This is a genomic window from Haloarcula sp. MBLA0138, assembly GCF_055632455.1.
In genome coordinates this window covers 2,294,457-2,313,970 of the sequence record NZ_CM145746.1, presented here as the reverse complement: position 1 = coordinate 2,313,970, position 19,514 = coordinate 2,294,457, and the positions used below count along the sequence as shown (strand labels likewise).

The 19,514-nt window shown below is 68.9% G+C and carries 23 protein-coding genes and 3 tRNA genes; 14 read left to right on the top strand and 12 right to left on the bottom strand.

Features of this window, described 5'->3' with window-relative positions:
- Positions 1-38: 38 nt before the first annotated feature.
- Entirely contained in the window at positions 39-506 is a 468-nt protein-coding gene (locus tag ACV7JO_RS12325; RefSeq protein WP_470353710.1) for a hypothetical protein, read from the bottom strand.
- Between the two features lie 135 nt (positions 507-641).
- Here ACV7JO_RS12325 and ACV7JO_RS12320 point away from each other — a divergent pair.
- Both ACV7JO_RS12320 and ACV7JO_RS12315 read left to right on the top strand, forming a co-directional pair.
- Positions 642-714, top strand: a tRNA-Arg gene (locus ACV7JO_RS12320).
- Between the two features lie 127 nt (positions 715-841).
- The gene (locus tag ACV7JO_RS12315; RefSeq protein WP_470353709.1) at positions 842-1,453 is read left to right on the top strand and encodes a DUF309 domain-containing protein; all 612 of its coding nucleotides are present in this window, start codon (positions 842-844) and stop codon (positions 1,451-1,453) included.
- Between the two features lies 1 nt (position 1,454).
- Here the strand turns inward: ACV7JO_RS12315 and azf are convergent, their stop codons facing one another.
- Positions 1,455-2,228, bottom strand: a complete 774-nt coding sequence (azf, locus tag ACV7JO_RS12310) for an NAD-dependent glucose-6-phosphate dehydrogenase Azf (RefSeq protein ID WP_470353708.1) — start codon at positions 2,226-2,228, stop codon at positions 1,455-1,457.
- A gap of 73 nt (positions 2,229-2,301) precedes the next feature.
- On the opposite strand from azf, the gene ACV7JO_RS12305 reads away from it, so the two are divergent.
- The 3 genes from ACV7JO_RS12305 (at position 2,302) to ACV7JO_RS12295 (ending at position 4,392) form a co-directional block, all read left to right on the top strand.
- Positions 2,302-2,649 (top strand): dihydroneopterin aldolase family protein, encoded by a 348-nt coding sequence (locus ACV7JO_RS12305; RefSeq protein WP_470353707.1) that lies wholly within the window; start codon positions 2,302-2,304, stop codon positions 2,647-2,649.
- 66 nt (positions 2,650-2,715) lie between these two features.
- A complete protein-coding gene (locus ACV7JO_RS12300; protein WP_470353706.1) occupies positions 2,716-3,813 on the top strand; it encodes a DUF7544 domain-containing protein in 1,098 nt (365 codons plus the stop codon).
- Between the two features lie 117 nt (positions 3,814-3,930).
- Positions 3,931-4,392, top strand: coding sequence for a DUF5790 family protein (locus ACV7JO_RS12295; RefSeq protein WP_470353705.1), 462 nt, complete (start codon positions 3,931-3,933; stop codon positions 4,390-4,392).
- On the opposite strand, the gene ACV7JO_RS12290 is transcribed toward ACV7JO_RS12295, so the two are convergent.
- Both ACV7JO_RS12290 and ACV7JO_RS12285 read right to left on the bottom strand, forming a co-directional pair.
- Positions 4,393-5,100 carry a creatininase family protein gene (locus ACV7JO_RS12290; RefSeq protein WP_470353704.1) on the bottom strand — a complete coding sequence of 236 codons (708 nt, stop codon included), beginning with the start codon at positions 5,098-5,100 and terminating at the stop codon, positions 4,393-4,395. It lies immediately after the preceding gene.
- Positions 5,101-5,164: 64 nt separating this feature from the next.
- Positions 5,165-5,689, bottom strand: a complete 525-nt coding sequence (locus ACV7JO_RS12285) for a DUF6789 family protein (protein ID WP_470353703.1) — start codon at positions 5,687-5,689, stop codon at positions 5,165-5,167.
- Between the two features lie 110 nt (positions 5,690-5,799).
- Between ACV7JO_RS12285 and coxB the strand changes: the two genes are divergently transcribed.
- Genes coxB through ACV7JO_RS12270 form a run of 3 tightly spaced genes read left to right on the top strand, consistent with a single transcriptional unit; the run spans position 5,800 to position 9,400 of the window.
- The gene (gene coxB / locus ACV7JO_RS12280) at positions 5,800-6,555 is read left to right on the top strand and encodes a cytochrome c oxidase subunit II (RefSeq protein ID WP_470353702.1); all 756 of its coding nucleotides are present in this window, start codon (positions 5,800-5,802) and stop codon (positions 6,553-6,555) included.
- The gene (locus tag ACV7JO_RS12275; RefSeq protein ID WP_470353701.1) at positions 6,552-9,131 is read left to right on the top strand and encodes a cbb3-type cytochrome c oxidase subunit I; all 2,580 of its coding nucleotides are present in this window, start codon (positions 6,552-6,554) and stop codon (positions 9,129-9,131) included. Before coxB ends, ACV7JO_RS12275 begins: the two co-directional genes overlap by 4 nt.
- 2 nt (positions 9,132-9,133) lie before the next feature.
- Entirely contained in the window at positions 9,134-9,400 is a 267-nt protein-coding gene (locus tag ACV7JO_RS12270) for a cytochrome C oxidase subunit IV family protein (RefSeq protein ID WP_470353700.1), read from the top strand.
- 5 nt (positions 9,401-9,405) lie between these two features.
- On the opposite strand, the gene ACV7JO_RS12265 is transcribed toward ACV7JO_RS12270, so the two are convergent.
- The 3 genes from ACV7JO_RS12265 to ACV7JO_RS12255 are packed head-to-tail and all read right to left on the bottom strand — an operon-like array spanning position 9,406 to position 12,427.
- Complete coding sequence (locus ACV7JO_RS12265; RefSeq protein ID WP_470353699.1) at positions 9,406-9,846, bottom strand: hypothetical protein; 441 nt, start codon at positions 9,844-9,846, stop codon at positions 9,406-9,408.
- 49 nt (positions 9,847-9,895) lie between these two features.
- The gene (locus ACV7JO_RS12260; RefSeq protein WP_470353698.1) at positions 9,896-11,812 is read right to left on the bottom strand and encodes an ABC transporter ATP-binding protein; all 1,917 of its coding nucleotides are present in this window, start codon (positions 11,810-11,812) and stop codon (positions 9,896-9,898) included.
- A 39-nt stretch (positions 11,813-11,851) separates the two neighbouring features.
- On the bottom strand, positions 11,852-12,427 hold the full coding sequence (locus tag ACV7JO_RS12255) for a DUF192 domain-containing protein (RefSeq protein ID WP_470353697.1): 576 nt from the start codon (positions 12,425-12,427) through the stop codon (positions 11,852-11,854).
- An 84-nt stretch (positions 12,428-12,511) separates the two neighbouring features.
- Here ACV7JO_RS12255 and ACV7JO_RS12250 point away from each other — a divergent pair.
- From ACV7JO_RS12250 to ACV7JO_RS12240, 3 genes are all read left to right on the top strand, one after another.
- A tRNA-Val gene (locus tag ACV7JO_RS12250) sits at positions 12,512-12,585 on the top strand.
- Positions 12,586-13,136: 551 nt separating this feature from the next.
- Positions 13,137-13,210: transfer RNA gene (locus ACV7JO_RS12245), tRNA-Phe, on the top strand.
- 263 nt (positions 13,211-13,473) lie between these two features.
- Positions 13,474-13,596, top strand: coding sequence for a hypothetical protein (locus tag ACV7JO_RS12240; protein WP_470353696.1), 123 nt, complete (start codon positions 13,474-13,476; stop codon positions 13,594-13,596).
- A 96-nt stretch (positions 13,597-13,692) separates the two neighbouring features.
- Here the strand turns inward: ACV7JO_RS12240 and ACV7JO_RS12235 are convergent, their stop codons facing one another.
- Positions 13,693-14,784: a GNAT family N-acetyltransferase gene (locus tag ACV7JO_RS12235; protein WP_470353695.1), complete on the bottom strand. Its 1,092-nt coding sequence runs from the start codon at positions 14,782-14,784 to the stop codon at positions 13,693-13,695.
- A gap of 170 nt (positions 14,785-14,954) precedes the next feature.
- Here ACV7JO_RS12235 and ACV7JO_RS12230 point away from each other — a divergent pair, with 170 nt between their 5' ends.
- Both ACV7JO_RS12230 and ACV7JO_RS12225 read left to right on the top strand, forming a co-directional pair.
- Positions 14,955-15,149 carry a cold-shock protein gene (locus ACV7JO_RS12230; protein WP_470353694.1) on the top strand — a complete coding sequence of 65 codons (195 nt, stop codon included), beginning with the start codon at positions 14,955-14,957 and terminating at the stop codon, positions 15,147-15,149.
- A gap of 2 nt (positions 15,150-15,151) precedes the next feature.
- Positions 15,152-15,346, top strand: a complete 195-nt coding sequence (locus ACV7JO_RS12225) for a cold-shock protein (RefSeq protein WP_470353693.1) — start codon at positions 15,152-15,154, stop codon at positions 15,344-15,346.
- 64 nt (positions 15,347-15,410) lie between these two features.
- On the opposite strand, the gene ACV7JO_RS12220 is transcribed toward ACV7JO_RS12225, so the two are convergent.
- Both ACV7JO_RS12220 and ACV7JO_RS12215 read right to left on the bottom strand, forming a co-directional pair.
- Positions 15,411-16,166, bottom strand: coding sequence for a DUF429 domain-containing protein (locus ACV7JO_RS12220; RefSeq protein WP_470353692.1), 756 nt, complete (start codon positions 16,164-16,166; stop codon positions 15,411-15,413).
- A 69-nt stretch (positions 16,167-16,235) separates the two neighbouring features.
- Positions 16,236-16,418, bottom strand: a complete 183-nt coding sequence (locus tag ACV7JO_RS12215; RefSeq protein WP_470353691.1) for a hypothetical protein — start codon at positions 16,416-16,418, stop codon at positions 16,236-16,238.
- A gap of 158 nt (positions 16,419-16,576) precedes the next feature.
- On the opposite strand from ACV7JO_RS12215, the gene ACV7JO_RS12210 reads away from it, so the two are divergent.
- Complete coding sequence (locus tag ACV7JO_RS12210; protein WP_470353690.1) at positions 16,577-17,380, top strand: sugar phosphate nucleotidyltransferase; 804 nt, start codon at positions 16,577-16,579, stop codon at positions 17,378-17,380.
- 84 nt (positions 17,381-17,464) lie between these two features.
- On the opposite strand, the gene ACV7JO_RS12205 is transcribed toward ACV7JO_RS12210, so the two are convergent.
- Both ACV7JO_RS12205 and ACV7JO_RS12200 read right to left on the bottom strand, forming a co-directional pair.
- Positions 17,465-18,547 (bottom strand): sugar ABC transporter permease, encoded by a 1,083-nt coding sequence (locus ACV7JO_RS12205; RefSeq protein WP_470353689.1) that lies wholly within the window; start codon positions 18,545-18,547, stop codon positions 17,465-17,467.
- Positions 18,547-19,509, bottom strand: coding sequence for a carbohydrate ABC transporter permease (locus ACV7JO_RS12200; RefSeq protein WP_470353688.1), 963 nt, complete (start codon positions 19,507-19,509; stop codon positions 18,547-18,549). Before ACV7JO_RS12200 ends, ACV7JO_RS12205 begins: the two co-directional genes overlap by 1 nt.
- Positions 19,510-19,514: the final 5 nt, after the last annotated feature.

Sequence of the window (19,514 nt, the reverse complement as noted above, 5' to 3'; positions counted from 1 at the left end):
CCCGACCGCCGAGTCGACCCCCCGGGCCACCCGCTCGTTCACTCCGCCACCGACTCGCGGGCGACCGTCTCCGGCCCGTCACCGCGGTCGTGGGTCACCACCACCGTCCCCGGGCGGCCGCCGTCGAACGCGACCGTCGCCCGGTACGCTATCTCGACGATTCCCGTCGTGCAAGCGTCCCCCGCGTCGGCCCGCTCGGTCGTCGCCACGGCCACGGTCAGCGTGTCCGTCCCGGCGTCGTAGTCGGCACCCGACAGCGCGGCCGTCGTACAGCCGTTCGGTCCCCATATCGTCCCCTCCACGGTGACCGTCCCGCCGTCGACGGCGACGGTCGCGGCGTCGACCTGCGTCCCCCCGCCGGCGTCGGTGACCTCGAACGTCGTCTCGCGCACCGTCGGCGGCCGCTCGGGCGTCCCGGTCCGTCCGGCGTCGCCGCTCGACGCACACCCCGCGAGCGCCGCGGTCCCGGCGGCTCCGGCCCGCCGGAGCAGCGTTCGTCGCTTCATGCCCGACCGAACGGCGGCCCCGGAAAAGGCCCTTGTGTACGCTCCGCTCGGTTTTGAGCGTCGGCGTGTCTCCACGTGACGCGGGGACCGTCGAACCGTCACCCTTTTCTTGGGCACTCTCCTCTCTCGGAGTGAGTCCGGGTAGGGTAGTGGACTATCCTCTTGGCTTGCGGAGCCAGGGACCGGAGTTCAAATCTCCGTCCGGACGCTCACTGTGTTCACGACCGGACGTGTTCCACCCTTGCGTGGAACTCCGTCCGACGTTTCTGCGACGCAACTCGCCGAGCGACGGTACCACCTGTCCGCTTTTGCCTGTCCCCACCGTACCGACGGGTATGGAGCGCCACCTGCGTGCCGGCGTCGCCGTCTACAACGCCGGCCGGCACCACGCCGCCCACGACGCGTGGGAGGAGCGGTGGCTCGCGCTCGATTCGGGCGACGACGAGCGGTTCCTCCACGGCCTCATCCAGTTCACGGCCGTCGTCCACCACGGGACGGCGGAGAACTGGTCGGGCGCGCGCGGTCTCGCCGAGAGCGCGGGGACGTATCTCGACGGTCTCGGACCGGCGTACCGCGGTATCGACCTGACCGCCGTCCGGTCGTTCCTCGACGGCGTGGCCGCCGACCCCGAGGCCGTCGACTGGACGGCCCCGCCGCCTCTGACACATCGCGGCGACGCGCTCGACTACGAGGCGCTGGACTTCGCGGCGACGGCCGTCGCCGCCGCGGTGCTGGCCGCGGCCGACGGCTACGACGAGGCGGTCGTCGAGGACGCCGTCGGCTACGCGCGCGACGAACTCGACGCGGCCGGCGAGGGCCGGTTCGTCGGCCTCCTGTTCGCGTTCGTCCGCGAGCGCGACCGACGGCCGGTCGTCTTCCACCGGCTCCGGGACCTCGTCGAGCGCGAGCGGGGAAAAGACGCCGACGTGGAGGGGTTGTTCGACTGAGCTACGCGTTCGGTCCCTCGACCCGCTCCTCGCCGTCGAAGTGCGCGGAGTTGTCGCGTGGCTCGTAGCCCAGCGCCTCCTTGGCGCGGTCGAGCGAGTAGTACTTCCGGTCGTTGTCGGAGATGCCGTAGACGATTTCGAACCCGTAGTCGGCCTCCAGCGCGCGCTCGTGGATGTGGGCGCAGTCGCGGTAGGAGAGCCACATCGCCTGCCCGCGCTCGTAGTCGATGGGCGGGTACTCGCGGTTGAGGTTCCCGATGCGGATGTTACAGACGCGGATGCCGTGTTCGTCGTGGTAGTAGCGGCCCAGCACCTCGCCGGCGGCCTTCGAGACGCCGTAGAGGTTGCCCGGCCGGGGGAACTCCGACCCGTCGAGCAGGAAGTCGTCGTCCGAGCGGTACATCTCGGGGGTCCGGCGGTCGGTCTCGAACGCGCCGACGGCGTGGTTCGAGGAGGCGTAGACGAACCGGTCGACGCCCGCGTCGACGGCGGCCTCGTACATCTTCTGGGTGCCGTCGATGTTGTTTTCCAGCACCGAGTCCCACGGGGCCTCGGGCCGCGGGTCGCCCGCGAGGTGGACGACGGCACCGACGCCCTCGACAGCCGCGCGAACGTCCTCGTCGTCGGCGACGTCGCCGACCGTGTACTCGTGGGCCGGCTCCTCGACGGGGGGACTGTGAAACATGAGCTTCCAGTCGTAGGCGTCCCCGATGCCGTCGAGGATGGCTTCCCCGACCGCGCCGCCGGCACCTGTAAGCAGAACCGGGTCCTCCATTCGTCCGTAGTCTACGGGCCACACAATAGGTAGCTTGCGGTTCCGTTATATTTCGGCCGTCCGACGGGTTCGTATGGACCCGACAGACCCACAGGTCGCCTGCTTCGAAGCCGGCGTGAAGTTCGGTTCGCTCTACCACCAGTTCGCCGGGACGCCGCTCAGTCCCGACAGCGCGGACTCGCTGGCCCGGGCGATGGAGGACGCCATCGAGAACCAACCGCACTGCGAGTCGGTCACCGTCGCCGTCGACGAGGCCGAACTGCGGGCCGCCATCGACGCGGGCGGGGCCGACTACACCGAACTGACCGGCCGCTTTCTCGACGTGGAGATGACCATCGACTACGAGGGCTGTGTCGTCGAGACGAGCATGGCGATGGAAGGCGGCTACCCGCTGATGCGAGTCGACGCAGTCCGCGAGTGAGGACGGGCCGGCCGTTCGTGTCGCTCTCCGAAAATTTTACCCCCGCCGGAGGTGACCTGCAGACGCATGACCCTCCACGCAGTAGACGACATCGACGACGCCATCGACGCCACGAAGTCGTTCGTGCTCCCGTTCGAACTCGGGACGTGGCTGCGGCTGGCGTTCGTCGTCTTCTTCATCGGCGGTGGCGGCGGCACCGGCGGCGTCCAGAACATCGGCCGCCTCGGCAACTTCGGCGGCGACGGCGGGGCCGGCGGCGGCTCCGGGAGCTTCCAAGTGGCCGCCCCCCTCGAATCGCTCCCCGCACTCTCCGACGGGCTGTTGCAGGTGGCCGGTCCCGGCGGCGACCTCTCGCCGGGTGCCGCGGAGGCGCTGGCCGGCTTCGGCTTGCTCACCTTCGCCGCCGTCCTCGTCGGCATCGTCGTCCTCGCGCTCGTGTTCGCGGTCCTCGGGGCCATCATGGAGTTCGTCTTCATCCAGTCGCTCGTCGACCGCGAGGTCCACGTCCGCCGGTACGTCAAGCGCCACGTCGGCAACGGGCTCCGACTGCTCGGCTTTCGCATCCTCTTCGGGCTGGCGACGCTGCTGGTCTTCGGCGGTCTGGCGCTCGCGCTGTTGCTCGTCGTCGGCGGGGCCTCCCTGTCGAACCCCTCGCCCGAGGTCATCTTCGGCTCGTTTGGCCTGTTCATCGTCGTCCTCGTCGTCGCGGCCATCGTCGGCGGGACGATAACCGGCTTCACCAACGTCTTCGTCGTCCCGCTGATGGTTGACGAGGGCCACGGGGTCATCGCCGGCTGGCAGCGGCTGTTTGGCTCCCTGACCGACCACCCCAAGCAGTACCTCGCGTACCTGTTTTTCTCGGTCGTCCTCGGCATCGGCGTCGGCATCGTCGGGGCCGTGCTGGGCGCTATCGCCTTGGTCGTGGCCGCCATCCCGTTCGGCGTCGTCGGCCTCGTCGTCTGGTTCGCGCTCGGTGAGGGCCTCGCCGCCTTCGCTATCCTCGGCGTCCTCGCCGCCCTGTTCGCCGTCGTGATGCTCGTCCTCGCGAACCTCATCAAAGCGCCGCTGCAGGCGTTCCTGCGGTACTACGCGATGCTGGTCCTCGGCGACATCGACCCGTCGCTCGACCCCATCCCCGAGGTCCGGGCCGACCTGCGGGCCTGACCCCGACGTGTGCTCGGCGTGGCTTTCGGTTCTCGGCCGCCCCGCCCGCTCACGTCCTGCGGTTTCACTTTCACTTTCAGGCGGGCGTTTAACCCCTCGCCCGTCGAACGGGACGGTATGAGTCAGACGAGTCTGGACGACGACGAACTGTTCGGCGAGGCGGCCACGGAGATGCGAAGCGACGTGGAGGCCTCGCTCGCCGAGGCCCGCGACGCGCTCCCGGCGGCCGACGCGGTCTGGGACGTGGAGGCCGACAACACGCTGGGCGCGCTGAACGCCCTGAAGACGGCCCTCGACGCGGGCGACGCGGAGGACCACCTCCGGGACGCCAAGAAGTGGTACACGATGGGCGAGCGCGCCGACGCCTTCGACGACGCCGACGACCTCGCGGCGGAGATAGAGACCGTCGAGGACCTCGTCGAGGACGTGGAGGCCGCCCGCGAGCAGGTCGGCGACCTCACCGCGACTGTCCCCCAACTCCGGAGTACCTTGGAGGAGTTCGAGGCCGCCGACGGCGGGAGCGACGCCGACGAGAGCGAGGCCGACACCGACGCCGACGCCGAGGAAGCGGAGGCGTAGCTACCGCTCCCGGACCCGTTCCAGCAGGGCGGCCAGCGCCTCGCTCGCCGCGTCCAGCAACCGCTCGCCCCGCTCGGCGCTGGCCGCCCGCGGGTCGCCGACCGTCCCGTTCTCGCTGAACTCCGCGGTGTCGTACGCGAGGTTGACGCCGCTCTCCCACTCGCCCCAGCCGTCGGCCCCGCCGTCGGCGGCCGCGTCGAGGCGGTCCGCGCGGACGAGGTCGCCGTCGGTGTGCTTGAGGAGGCTCGTCTCGACGGGACCGCCGTGGCCCATGTCGTCGGCGTCGACGGCGTCGAACCACGTGAACGGGACGGCGTAGGCGTCGTCGTGGCGCGTTACCTTCCCGCAGACCTCTCGGAGCGGGCCGACGTTGCCCCCGTGGCCGTTGACGACGACCACCCGGTCCCAGCCGTGGTGGGCGAGGCTCCCGACGGTCTCGCGGACGTAGTCCCGGAACGTGTCCTCACCGACCCACAGCGTCCCCGCGAACTGGCGGTGTTCCTCGGCGACGCCGACGTGTATCGGCGGTGCGACGACCACCTCGCCGTCGTAGGCCGCCGCGCCGGCGTCGGCGACGGCCGCCGCGGTCAGCGAGTCGGTCCCCAGCGGCGCGTGTGGCCCGTGTTGCTCGGTACTCCCGACGGGCAACAGCGCCAGCCGCGTCTCCGCGTCGGCGGCGTCGGTCCACGTGGCCTCTCGCAGATGCATACCGGGACGTGTGCGCGCGGCGGACTAAGTGTAGCGGTCGGCGAAGCGACGGCGACACCGGGTCTCAGACGATGGAGTCGGGGCGGGTGGCGAAGTAGTTGAACACCGTCCCGAGGCCGACGCCGTAGGCGACGTGGGCGACGAGCGTCAGGACGACGTACAGCGCCAGTTCGACGCCGGACTGGCCGGTGTAGAAGGCCAGCACGAAGCCGGTCCACATCGCGCCGCCGAAGAAGGCTCCGCTGACGGGGTCGGTCCGACCCGGGAGATACGCCTTCAGCGACGCGAACAGCAGCGGCCACGGGAACATCCCGCCCCCGAGGAAGATGAAGAAGCCAAACAGGACCTCGGGGACGTAGCCGCTCAGTCCGACCAGTTCGGTCAGGATGGCGAAGTCGCCGAGGCTGAACGCGCCCAGCGACTGGGCGATGAGGAAGACGACGGTCATCAGCGCGGTCCCGACCAACCCACCGGCGGCCCCGACGACGCCGTCCCCGACGATGCCGGCGAGGCTGTCGAACTCCTCGGAGTCGGCGAGCGATTCCTCGTTCAGCGCCGGGTCGTCGACGCCCGGTGGCGTGTCGGCCATGGTGTGTTGTAACATGCCAGTGGATAAAAAACTTCGCGCACGTGTTCGGCTCCTACTTGTCGGCTGTCTGTCCACAATGACTAATACGTGGTGGGAAAAATCATGAAGAAATGGTGCGGCAACTGATACCACGCATCGCGGCTGACGTTCCCTTGCACGGTGGGTCGGTCCGGGCCCCGAGCGCGGTGTTCGACAGCATCTTCGAGGTGTTTCTCGGCCTCGGGACGGCGGTGGGCATCGCCGTCGTCACGTACACGCTGTACCACGCGCTGAAGTACCGCGACCGCGGCGGCGAGGACCCCTACGCCGACGCGGTCGAGCGGCCGTCGATGGGGGAGCGCCCCACCGGCGGGGCCGGCGGCCGGAAGGTGTTTTACTCCTTCGGCGTCAGCGCCGTCATCGTCGTCTCGCTCATCGCGTGGACCTACAGCACGCTGCTGTACATCGAGAACGGCCCGGACGGGCCACAGGTCGACGCGCTCGAAGTCGACGTGGAGGGGTACCGCTTCGGGTGGACGTTCGTCTACCCCAACGGCCACGAGACGTCGACGCTGACGGTGCCACAGGACCGGGTGGTCAGGTTACGGGTGACCTCGCGGGACGTGTTCCACAACTTCGGCGTCCCCGCGTTGCGGGTCAAGACCGACGCCGTCCCCGGCCAGTACACCTCGGCGTGGTTCACCGCCAACGAGACGGGCACCTACACCGCCAAGTGCTACGAACTGTGTGGCAGCGGCCACTCCCTGATGACCGCTGACGTCCGCGTCCTCCCGGAATCCGCGTACCACGACTGGTACAACGGGACGAGCAACGGGACGGCGAACGCCACGGCCGCCCGGGCCGGGCCCGGAGGTGTGCCGGCGTGAGCCACGACCACGGCCTCCCGCCGAAGTCGTCCATCGGGCGGTGGTTCCTCACGACCAACCACAAGGACATCGGCGTCCTCTATCTCGTCACCGCCCTCTTCTTCCTCGTGTTCGGCGGCCTGCTCGCCCTGCTGTTCCGCCTCGAACTCGTCACGCCCGGCGCGGACCTGCTGGGGTCGCTGGGGTACAATCAGGCGGTGTCGACCCACGGCCTGTTGATGGTGTTCTGGTTCATCTCGCCGTTCGCCTTCGGCTTCGCCAACTACCTCGTCCCGCTCCAGATAGGGGCCGACGACCTCGCCTTTCCCCGGCTGAACGCGCTATCGTACTGGACGTACCTGTTCTCGGGTGTCCTGATGGGGGTCTCGTTCTTCCAAGGGTCGACGTTCGCCGGCGGGTGGACGATGTACGCGCCGCTGAACACGCCGGCGTACATCCCCGGCGAGGGGCTCGGCGCGACCTCCGTCGTCCTCGCGCTCATCCTCTTTACCGCAGCGGTGACGATGGGGTCGGTGAACTTCCTGACGACGATGTACCGGATGCGCGCCGAGGGCCTGCGGATGCGGGACGTGCCCATCTTCTCGCTGTCTATCAACCTCACCGTCTGGATGATGCTGTTCGCCTTCGCCGCCCTGCTGGCGGCGCTGATGATTCTCGCCTCCGACCACATCCTCGGGACCACCTACTTCCAGTACTCCATCGACGGGACGACGATGGCAACCGACGCCGACAACCCCGGGGCGTCGCTGCTGTGGGCCCACCTGTTCTGGTTCTTCGGGCATCCGGAGGTGTACATCGTCTTCTTCCCGGCGCTCGGCGTGATGGCCGAGTGTTTCCAGACCTTCACGGGTCGGCGGCTGGTCGGCCGGAAGTGGTTCATCATCTCGATGGTGTTGGTCGCGCTCCAGAGCTTCGCCGTCTGGATGCACCACATGTTCCTGACCGGCATCAACCTCCCCATCAAGACGGTGTTCATGGCGACCACCATCGGCATCTCGCTGCCGTTCGACCTGATGGTGTTCTCGCTCATCTACACCATGGCGAAGGGACGGGTCCGCTTTACCACGCCGTTCCTGTTCTCGCTGGGCGCGCTCGTCCTGTTCATCATCGGCGGTATCACCGGCGTCTTCCTCGGCGCTATCGTCTTGGACTACCAGTTCCGGGGCACCTACTGGGTCGTCGCGCACTTCCACTACGTGATGGTCGCCGGGGCGACGGCGCTTTTCGGCGGGCTCTACTACTGGTACCCCAAGATTACCGGGAAGATGTACGACGAGTTCCTCGGGAAACTCCACTTCGCCGTCTACTTCGTCGGGTTCAACATGCTGTACTTCCCGATGTTCGTCGCGTGGGAGACGCCACGACGGGTGTTCCAGTACTCTCAGGAACTCCAGATATGGCACTCCATCGCCACGGTCGGCGGGTTCGTCCTCGGGGCGAGTTTCCTCATCATGTTCTACAACCTGTTCGTCTCGCTGTGGCGCGGCGCGGACGCCGACGACAACCCGTGGGAGTACGCCACCTCCGCCGAGTGGGCCGTCCCCTCGCCGCCGCCCTTGGAGAACTTCCCCGGCGTCCCCAGCTACGCCGGCGGCTCGCTCTCGTTCCTCTCCGACGCGGAGGCGGCCGCGCGGGCAGCGGACGGCGACCAGTCGACCGGCGGCGCGGGCGTCGCCGCCGACGGCGGGACGGCGACCGACGGCGGCACCGCCGCGGACGGCGCGACGCCGCCGGTCCGAGCGGTCACGGCCGCCGCGCCGGCGACGGCCCACGAGACCGGCGGCGAGGACCACGCTAGCCACGCGAGCTTCTGGCCCTTCCTCGTCGGCCTGTTCGGCTTCGTCGCCTTCCTCGGGCTCTCGGGCGTGCGCACCGGGAGCGCCGTCTACGTCGGCCTCGCGGCCGTCGGCGGCCTCGGCACGTTCGCCTCGCTCGTGGGGATGACCCGCGAGTCGTTCCACGCGCCCGAGATGGCCCTCGCCGAGCGCTGGCCCTTCGCCGAGGTGGAGAAGACGAAACTCGGGATGTGGACGTTCCTCGCCAGCGACATCGTCCTCTTCGGGGCGTTCATCGGCTCGTACGCCTTCGTCCGGGTGGCCTACGGCTGGACCTCGTGGCACCACGACCTCGTCCCGGCCGAACACGTCACGATGCCGGGGCTCATCAACACCTACCTCCTGCTCACGTCGAGTTTCCTCGTCGTGTTGGCGATGGTCGCCGCCGAGCGCGAGAGCCGCCGGGGCACCGTCGCCGCGCTCGTGGGGACGTTCGCGCTGGGCGTCGGCTTCCTGATAAACAAGGGCATCGAGTGGAACCACCTGTTCCACATCCAGACGGAACTGTTCCCGAACGGCTGGGGGCTGTCGACGAACATCGCCTCGTCGACGTTCTACCTCACGACGGGCTTACACGGCGCACACGTCATCATCGGGCTCGTCATCTGTGCGTACATGACCGTCCGCGCGTGGAACGGGGCGTATCAGGGCGACGACAGGGCCATCGAGTACTTCGGCCTGTACTGGCACTTCGTCGACATCGTCTGGCTGTTCCTGTTCCCGCTGTTCTACATCCTGTAACCATGAACTGGAAAGGATACACCGCGATATACGTCGTCCTGTTCGCCTTCGCCACCGCCCAAGCGGTCGTCGAGTTCACCGGGCTGGTCGACAGCGCCTACTGGACCGCCTTCGCGGTCATCATGGTGTTGTCCGTCGTCAAGGCCGTCGGCGTCGCCGCCTACTACCAGCACCTGCGCTGGGAGCCGCGGTCGGTCACCTACCTCGTCCTCGGCGGGACCGTCGCCGCCGTGGCCCTGACCGCCGCCGCGGCCTACTCCATCGTCTGACCCTCTCAGGCCACCAACTGCGCGGTAACGGCGACCAGAAAGAGGACGCCGGCCACCACCGCCGACTCCGCGGCCGCCAGCGAACTCGGGTGGCCCCGCCGCACGGCCGAGAGGTAGACGCCGTAGAGGAGATACCCCCCGAGGACGAGCCCCGCGCCGGCGGCGACGGCCAGCCCCGCCATCGGCTGGCTCTCGACGGGACCGGCGACGTACGCCAGCACGCCGCCGACGAACCCCACGACGAGAACGACGAACGCGACGACCCACGTCGCGGGCTCGCCGGCCAGCCCCGCCAGCCGACTCCCGCGGTCGGTCCCGCCGGCCGCCGCGACCGTCGCTCGGTTCGGCGAGTATCGGTACCACCCGCGGCTGCGCGCCATCCACACCACCACCGCGGCCGCGAACACGCCCATCAGCGCCGTGCTCACGAGGTAGGTGGTTGCCATGGTGTGTCGTTACATGGCACGGCCTAATAACGGTTGCCCGTCTCGCCGCTCAGTCGTCGGCGTCGGTTCGGGCGCGGCGCTCGGCGGCCCGGCGGACGAACTCCTCGGGCAGTTCGTCTATCTCGCCGGCTTGCACGGCCCAGAGGTTCGCGTAGAGGCCGCCTTCCGAGAGCAGTTCGTCGTGACTCCCGCGCTCGACGACCTCGCCGTCCTCCAGCACGAGGATGACGTCGGCGTCTTTCACCGTCGAGAGCCGGTGGGCGATGGCGAAGGTGGTGCGGTCGGCGGTCAGGTCGTCCAGCGAGCGCTGGATGAGCATCTCCGTCTCCGTGTCCACGTCGCTGGTGGCCTCGTCCAACACCAGAATCTCGGGGTCTTTGAGGATGGCCCGCGCGATGGCGATGCGCTGGCGCTGGCCCCCCGAGAGCTTCACGCCGCGCTCGCCGACCTTCGTGTCGTAGCCGTCGGGGAGGTTCCGGATGAACTGGTCGGCCTCGGCCGCGCGGGCGGCCTCGCGTATCGCCTCGTCGTCGGCGTCGAAGGTGCCGTAGGCGATGTTCTCCCGGACGGTGCCGTAGAAGAGGAACGTCTCCTGACTGACGTAACCGATAGCCCGCCGGATGCTGGGAATCTGCACGTCCCGGAGGTCCTGCCCATCGATGGTGACCGCTCCCTCGTCGACGTCGTACATCCGGAGCAGGAGCTTCAGCACCGTCGACTTGCCCGCGCCGGTGGGACCGACCAGCGCCACCGTCTCGCCGCCCTCGACCTCGAAGGAGATGTCCTCGACCACGGGGTCGCCGTCGTAGCCGAAGGTCACGTCCTCGTAGGCGACGGCCCCCTCGGTCACCGAAAGCGGCGGCGCGTCGGCGCGCTCTTCGAGGCGACCCGGCGTGTCCATCAGGCCGAAGACCCGCTCGGCGGAGGCGTAGGCCCGCTGGTACATGTTGATTATCTGCCCGAACTGGGCCATCGGCCAGACGAACCGCTGGGTGTAGATGATGAACGCGACGAACTGCCCCGGCGACAGGCTGGCCGTCAGCGGTCCCGGCGGCTGGCCGATGACCATCAGCCCGCCGACGACGAACGTGATGACGAAGCCGATGCCCGACACCAGCCGCAGGCCGGGGAAGAAGGTGATGCGCGTCTCGATGGCGTCCCAGTTGGCGTCGAGGTACTCCTGTGAGCTGTCCTCGACGCGGTCGGCCTCGTAGGGCTCGGTGTTGGCGGTCTTGATTATCTGGATGCCGCTGAGGTTGTTCTCCAACCGGGAGTTGAGCCGGCCGACCGACGAGCGCACTTCGGCGTACTTGGGTTGGATGGTGTCGATGAACCGCTTGGTGAAGACGGCGATTATCGGGACGGGCAGGAGCGCCACCAGCGCCAACTGCCAGTTCATGATGAAGAGGTACGTGGCGATGCCGACGACCATGATGACCAGCCGCGAGGTGGAGTTCAGCCCGTCGTTGAGGAACTTCTCTAGCCGGTTGACGTCGTTCGAGAGCACCGACATCATCTCGCCGGTCTGCTTGTCGGCGAAGAAGTCCATGTTCAGCCGCTGCATCGCCTCGTAGGTGTCGGTCCGCACCGCGTGCTGGACGTGCTGGGCGAACTTGTTCCAGCCGTAGTTGCGGCTCCAGTGAAAGACCGCGCCGAAGAGAAAGGAGGCCGCGATGAGGCCGGCGGTGAACCACAACTGCCCCGCCGTCCCGTCCGGAACCACTCCGTCAGGTACCAGCCAGAGACCGTACTGGCCCTCGCCCCGGATGACCGCGTCCAGCGCGATACCCAACAGGAGCGGCGGCAGGAGGTCGAGCATCCGCGCGACGACGGAACTGAAGAGACCGACGGCGAAGGCCCCGCGCCGCCCCCGCCCGTACTCGCCGAACAGCCGCCACATGGGCCGGTCGACCCGCTCGCGGGCGTCCTCGAACGCCTCGTCTTCGCCCCCCGCGTCGATGTCCATTACCGGACGCAGGGGTCGAACGCGCAAAAGACCGTCGGGCTACCGAACCGTCGCGGGCACGTTGACGCGGTCGCCGACGGTCACGCCGGTCCGGTTTGCCCACCCGCGGTTCACTTCGAGGACGTACTTCCCTCGTCCGGGATACTCCTCGCTGTACTGCTCGCCCTCGGGCGGCAGCGAGGCGTGGTGAATCCGGGTGATGGTGCCGTCGGCCGCGACGAAGACGATATCCAACTCGAAGGACATGTTCCGCATGACGTAGGTGTGTTCCGCCTCCCGGTCGTGGACGAACAGCATTCCCTCGTCGGGGGCCAGCGACGCCGTCTCGCTGAGGCCGGTCCTCCGCTGTCGCCATGTCTCCGAGATTCGGACCTCCACGGTCGCCAACACCGCCCCCTCGTCCCGCACGGCGACGGTCGGCGACGGCTCGCCGGTGGGCGTCCCCTCGGTTGCGGACGCGTCCCCGCCCGTCGGCGTCGCGTCCCGGACGGTGACGGTCCCCCGCTCGTACTCGCCGACGCCGACCACGTCGACCCAGACGCCCGAGGCGAACACGAGGCCGCCGACCGCCAGCAGGCCGACGACGCCGACCGCGACCGCGAGACGACGGTCCATACCGAACACCTCGGCCACGGCGCTGGTAAGCGTTCCGTCCCAGAGAGAAAGCGTTATTCCTCCCGATGGGGAACTCCGCACTGCGGGTCCGTGGTCTAGTTGGTTATGACGTGGCCTTTACAAGGCCGAGGCCGGTGGTTCGAATCCGCCCGGACCCATATCTTCCGTCGCGAACGGACCGCGAGTGACGAGTCTCTCCGCCGGGCGGATTCGAATCAGGGAACGGAGCGTAGCAGAGTGACCGTGGTTCGAATCCGCTTGGGCCCATCCTGCGACAAACGGATGTGAGGAGTGGTGGGAGTAGCGGAATCGAACTCCGGAAGTCGCGCACAGCGCAGCGAGCACGTCTTCCGACAGTTCGAATCCGCCCGGACCCACATATTCCGTCGCGAACGGACCGCGAGTGACGAGTCTCTCCGCCGGAGGTGGGCCCCGCCGGTGCTGACACGCGGCCGACACCTGCCGTAACGCATTTACAAGGGCCTGTGTTACCGAGGGACATGATAGACGGCTCGACCTGCCCCCGCTGTGAGGGCCACGTCTCGACGACGAACGGCACCGAGTACGAGTGCGACGACTGCGGGGCGGCCTTCGACAGCGCCGACCTCTTCCTTCCGTAGTGTGGTGTGGTGACACACTGGCCGATTCCGCCGACAGCGCCGGGCTTTCGAAATCCTTTTTCCTCCCCTCGTCGTCGCTTCGAGTGCGCGCCGCCTTAGCTCAGACTGGGAGAGCACTCGACTGAAGATCGAGCTGTCCCCGGTTCAAATCCGGGAGGCGGCATCCGGATTCTACACGATTTCCATTCGAGAGTGTTACGCACTCGACTGAAGATCGAGCTGTCCCCGTTCCCGCGAGCGAGGCGAGCGGGAAGTCGAAAGACGAGCGGAGCGAGTCTTTCGGAAGTTCACAGTCCGGGAGACAGTGTCCCGTTTCGACGCGGCTCGCGTTCGAGACGGCCGACCGAGCGGCTGGGCGGTTCGACGGCCCCGGACCCCGCGGGGCCGGCAACAAGGCGTATCAGTGCGACGACCCAACGCGGAGGTATGCGCCTGTCGACAATCGTCATCGGCGTCGGCGTGCTCGTGTTCGCGCTCCCGATTCCCGGGACGTTCATCCTCGGTGCCTTGCTCGTCCTCGTGGGCGTGCTCGCGCGGCTGTTCGGGTGAGCGGTCCGGCTGTCTCCGGTATCGCGGACAGCGGCGGTGCCGGTGGGCCCGTCTGCGACGGCGTCGCGCCCGACACAGACCCGGCTTGTCGGACGCTCACTCGATGTCGAGGTCGGCGGGCATGAGCCGCCAGTTGTCGGGGTCGGTGAGGGCGCGGCCGTCGAGTCGCCACCCCGAGTCGCCCGACAGCGGGCGCACGACCTGCGTGGCGGCGGTCGTCACGCGCGAGAGCGGGAACGAGGTATCGGGCAGGAAGCAGTGGCGGCGGAACAGGTGCGAGCCGATGCCCGCGGGGACCGTCAGGATGGCGGCGTCGCGGTTGTCGGCCACGACTTCGGCGACCAGCGCCCGGAGCGCGTCGGCGTGGTCGGTGCTGGGGGTCATCGGCTGGATGTCGGCGATGCGGGTGCAGGTGTCGCCGTCGACCGCCTCGGCGACGGCGACGACGGCCGCGACCGGCGAGCCGTCGCGGGCGGCGACGTAGGTCGTCGTCCGCCAGCGGGGGTTGGCGAACCGCCAGCGGAAGTACGCCTCGTCGCGGGCGAGGTGGAACTGGTCGGGCCTGTCGGCGGTGTAGAGCGCGCGGAGGGTCTCGACCGGGACGCCGTCGTGGCGCTCGATAGTCACGTCCGCCGGGCGAGTCGCGGTCCGGTCGAGCAGCCGCATCGTCCGGCGGGTGACGGCCCCACAGAGCGAGAGGACGGAGCCCCCGACCGGTCCGTCGGCCGCCCCGTTGGCGAAGCGGTGCGGGTCGTGGACCCGGTAGCCCGTCGGCACGTCGCCGACGACCCGCCAGTCGAACTGCTCCAGTCCCGGTTGGAGCGCCTCGTTCGGGAAGTTAAACAGCAGCGCGGCGTCGTCGTAGCTGTCGAGGAGGAACTCGGTCATCCGCGAGAAGACGCCGCGGCGGCGGTGGTCGGGGTGGACGAGCCAGTCGACGGGCTGGTACACGTCGACCGTCTCGGACCCCGCCCGGAGGCGGAAGGGGAGCAGTGGCTCGACGCCGACGACCTCGCCGCCCTGTTCGGCGACGACCATCTGGACCCCCCGCCGATAGGGGTTCTCTTCGAACCGCCACCTGAACCACGCCTCGCCCTTCGTCCGCCCCCAGACCGCACGATACAACGAGAGGAACGCGTCCCTGTCGCCCGGGTCGTAGGTCCGGACGCCGAGTTGTTCCGAGTGCATTAGCTGACCGATACGCCGAGACGGAGTTAGTTAGTGAGTTCACAACGCCGCGATAGGGAGTCAGTACGCTCGCCGCGTCGTCCGGGAGCCCGCTTGCGGTTCGGCGCGCGAACACGCGTGATACGGATACCGGAACGGTTATCCGTGGTCACGCTCTCTCTACACAGGCAATGGCGAAAGGAACGGTTGATTTCTTCAACGACACTGGCGGTTACGGTTTCATCGAGACTGAGGACGCGGACGAGGACGTTTTCTTCCACATGGAGGACGTTGGCGGTCCTGACCTCGAGGAAGGACAGGAACTGGAGTTCGACATCGAACAGGCCGACAAGGGCCCCCGCGCGAACAACGTGACACGGCTCTAACAATGGCTCAAGGCACTGTCGACTTCTTCAACGACACCGGCGGCTACGGTTTCATCGACACCGAGGACGCGGACGAGGACGTCTTCTTCCACATGGAAGACGTCGGCGGCCCCGACCTCGAAGAGGGCCAGGAGGTCGAGTTCGACATCGAACAGGCCGACAAGGGCCCCCGCGCGACGAACCTCACGCGACTGTAAGACGGCTTCTGTCTGCAGTCCACACATTATTTCACCGGGTAGCGCCGGCTACGCGCTCGCCGACTCAGGACTCGACGAGCGGCGTCGCCGAGCGGTAGACCAGTTCCACCGGGAGTCCGGAGCCGTCCGTCGGTGGGTCGGGCGGGAGCGTCCGGAGGTCGCCCTCGCCCGGCCGCGCGGTGTAGGCGAGCGCGACGGCGTCGAGTACGTCGGCGACGGTCACCTCGCGGCCGTCCGTGGCCTCGGCGGCGTGTTGGACCGTCGGCGCGGCGTCGCGGTCGTAGCGGGCCAGCGTCCGCATCCGTTCGGCGTAGCCCGCCGCGGTCCGCCGGGAGTGTTCCAGTGGCTCGTCGGCGAAGGCCCGGAAACAGACCTCCGGGTGGGCCGAGCGGACCACGGCCGCGGCCTCGGGGACCTCCTGTAGCAGTTCGTCGACCATGGCGATGCCGTCGCTGACGGCGAAGGCCCGCTTCGAGAGCCCCTCGCCGCTCTTGCGCTCGTTGACCCGCTTGGCCGCCGAGTAGCGCCGCTTCCGGGTCGCCTCGCGGACCGGCGGCGTGAACACGGCCGCGCTGCGGGGGCCCAGAACCGAGCGCGCGAGGGTGTCACACTCCCGGGTCGGCTCCCCGGAGTCGACGAGGCCGACGGGGATGGCGACCAGTATCCGGCGCGCCCGCTCCTCGTAGCGCGCCCAGCAGTCGCCGACGCCGTCGAACACCGCCGCGTGGTCGAACCCGTCGGAGGTGAACCCGACCGCCAGCCACGCCCCCTCGCTCCAGACGACGCCGACGTACAGCGGCGGCCCTTCGTCCTCGGCCATCGGTCGTATGTCGCGGCCCGCGCGGGAAAAGTCTGACCCGCCGTGTGCCGGCCGGGACGGGTCCGTCGGTCAGTTCCCGTACGTCGTGAGGTCCGTCAGCGCCACGAGCCGGTGTTCCATGGTTGGTTTCGTGTACCCCGACGACTCCTCGGCGACGCCCGCGGTGTACACCTCGACTTTCTGTTGGAGGACGTGCGGGACGCCCTCGTTGTCGCGGATAATCTCGACCGACTGCCACGCTTCGTCCTCCATGCGGCATCGTAACACGATTCGGCTACGTGTCTCTTTCGGCCGTCGGGATGGATGTGGTTTGTCACGCCGTACTCCCCGTCGCTGCGAGTACGGCCCGCGTATCCACTCCATCGTAGGCCGCCCGCAGGCTCTTTGTGCGCGCTGGCCCTCGCTCCGGTATGGACGCCGTCGTGTTGGCCGCCGGCGAGGGGACGCGGCTCCGACCCCACACCGCCGACCGGCCCAAGGGGTTGGTCGAGGTGGCGGGTCGGCCCCTGTTGTCGCACTGCTTCGACGGTCTGCTGGCGGCCGGTGCCGACCGCCTCGTGGTCGTCGTCGGCTACCGCGGCGACGACATCCGCGCCCGCTACGGCGACCGGTACCGGGGCGTGCCGGTGGGCTACGTCCGCCAAGACGAGCGGTTGGGCGTCGCCCACGCTCTCCGGCAGGCTCTGCCCGCGGTGACGCCGCCGGTCCTCGTCGCCAACGGCGACAACGTCTTCGGGACCGACCTCGGGGCCGTCGTCGAGCGCCACCGCGAGACCGACGCCGCGGCGACGCTGCTCGTCGAGTCGGTCCCGCGGGACGCGGCCAGCGAGACGGGCGTGGTCGTCACCGACGACGCGGGTCGGGTCCGGCGGCTGGTCGAGAAGCCGGCCGACCCGCCATCGACGCTGGTCGCCCGCGGTTTCTACGCCTTCGACGCGCCGATAGCGCCCGCCTGCCGGCTGGTCACGCCCTCGGCGCGGGGCGAGTACGAACTGCCTGACGCCGTCGACTTGCTGGTCCGGGCGGGCCACCGCGTCGAGACGGTCCCGCTGGAGGGGTGGGTCCACAACGTGAACACGCCCACCGACCGCGAGCGGACGGCCGAACGGCTGCGCGAGGAGCGTGGCGACGACGAGACCACCGACCGCGAGCGGACGGCCGAACGGCTGCGCGAGGAGCGTGGCGACGACGAGAACGGCGACGAACGGACGTGACGGACCCGCGAGCGGCGAGCGCGCGACCGACGCGGCGACCGACTGCCGGGGGTCCGGCCGAGGCGGATAGCGCGACGGGGGCGGTCACCCCTCCATCCCGCTGAACGACAGGCCGCCCTCGATGTAGCGCTGGGCGAAGAGGTAGACCAGCACGATGGGCGTGGCAAACGTCAGCGCGAACGCCGAGAACCGCGACCACGGGATGGAGTACTCGGTGACCAGCGAGTACAGCCCGACCGGCAGGGTGTAGTTGTCCGTCCCCAGCAGCGTCTGGGCGACGACGAACTCCGTCCACCCGGTCAGGAAGGTGAAGATGAACACCGTCGCCAGCCCGGCGGCGGACATCGGGAGGATGACCTCCCAGACGACCCGCCACGGCGGCGCGCCGTCGACGACGGCGGCCTCCTCGTAGGAGACCGGGATGCCGTCCATGTAGGTCTTCAGCAGCCACGTGTTGAACGGCACGGCCGTCGCGGCGTAGTACACCGCCAACGCGAGTTTGCTGTCGTTGATGCCGAACTGGACGTAGATGGCGTACATCCCGATGAGCAGGGCGACCCCGAGGCCGCCCCCGACCTGCGTCATCAACACGTAGAGGAACAGCACCTTCCGGCGCAAGAGGAACTCCCGGCGCGAGAGCGCGTAGGCGGCCGGGACGACCAGCGACATGGCGATGAGTACCGTGGGGACGGCGACGGTGACGCTGTTCCAGAGGAACGTCTTGAACTCGGAGGGCCGCTCGACGCCGTGGGCCGAGGCGTCCAACAGCGTGACCCCCGGCGTCTCGAAGACGAACGCGAGGTCGGTCAGCGGGATGGCGACCGTGACCGTCAGCGCCGGCACGCCGAGGTCCCCGAGGACCCAGACGAACGGCCGCAGCGTCGGCTCCGCGGGGAACAGCCGGAGGCTCTCGGAGGTGTAGATGGAGGTTCCGGCCCCGGAGATGGCGGCGGTGAATATCCAGTAGATGGGAAAGAGCAGCGCCGCCACCATCGCCACTGCGCCGACGGTCGCGGCCGCGACTTTCAGCACCTCGCCGGCCGGCAGTTCGCCGCGCCGGACGGCCCCGGCGGTGTAGCGCCACTGCCGGAGCGTCTCGACGGGCGCGCGGGCGATGCCCGCCGCGTTCGTGGCGAGCGTGCGCGCGACGGTTCCGAGCGCGCCCATCAGTCGTTCACCCCGTCGGCGAGCCGTCCCTTCTTGACGTTCAGCCACATGAACGCGCCGATGAACGCCAGCGCGACGATGCTGACGGCGGCCCCGCGGCCGTACTGCTGGAACTGCAGGGCCTCGCGGTAGCCGTAGACGACGATGAGCTCGTTCGCGCGGGCGGGGCCGCCCTCGTTGAACACGTAGGGGATGAGGAACTGCTGGAAGGAGGCGGCCGAGGTGAGGATGGTGGCGAACAGCACCGGCCGCTTGATGGCGGGCAGCGTCACGTGGGCGAACCGGGCGAGAAAGCCCGCGCCGTCGACGACGGCGGCCTCGTGGAGCTCCTCGGGCACGTCCTGCAGCGCGCTCACGGTGATGATGACGACGAACGGGTACGCGAGCCACGCCTCGGTGACGTTGTAGGCCAGAAACGCCGTCCAGCGGCCCGAGAGCCACGAGACGGGGTCCCCGCCCAGCGCGGTCAGGAACTGGTTCATCAGCCCGAACTGGGCCGAACTGAAGATGCCCCGCCACACCGTGATGACGAAGATGGGCGGCAGCCCCATCGGGAAGATGATAAAGGAGCGCAACAGCCGCTTGCCCCGGACGAGGTCGCTGGTGACGACGACGGCGATGGCGAGGCTGACGACGACTTTCAGCGTGACGCTCGTCCCGACGAACAGCCACGTCACGCCGAAGGAGTTCCAGAACTCGGGGTCGGTCAGCACGTCGGCGTAGTTCCCCAGTCCGACGAAGGCCGCCTCGCCGAAGGTGAGGATGCCGGCGATGCCCTCGCCGGCGAAGAGGGTCGCCGGCTCGGCGTTGGTAAAGGAGATGCCGACGAGGTACAACACCGGGAACAGCATGAACGCAGAGAAGACGAACAGCCCCGGCAACACCAACAGCAGCGAGGCGTCGCCGCGGCTCAGGAACGGTGCGCGTTCGACGCGGTCAGCGACGCGTGAGACCGTGCTCATGCTCT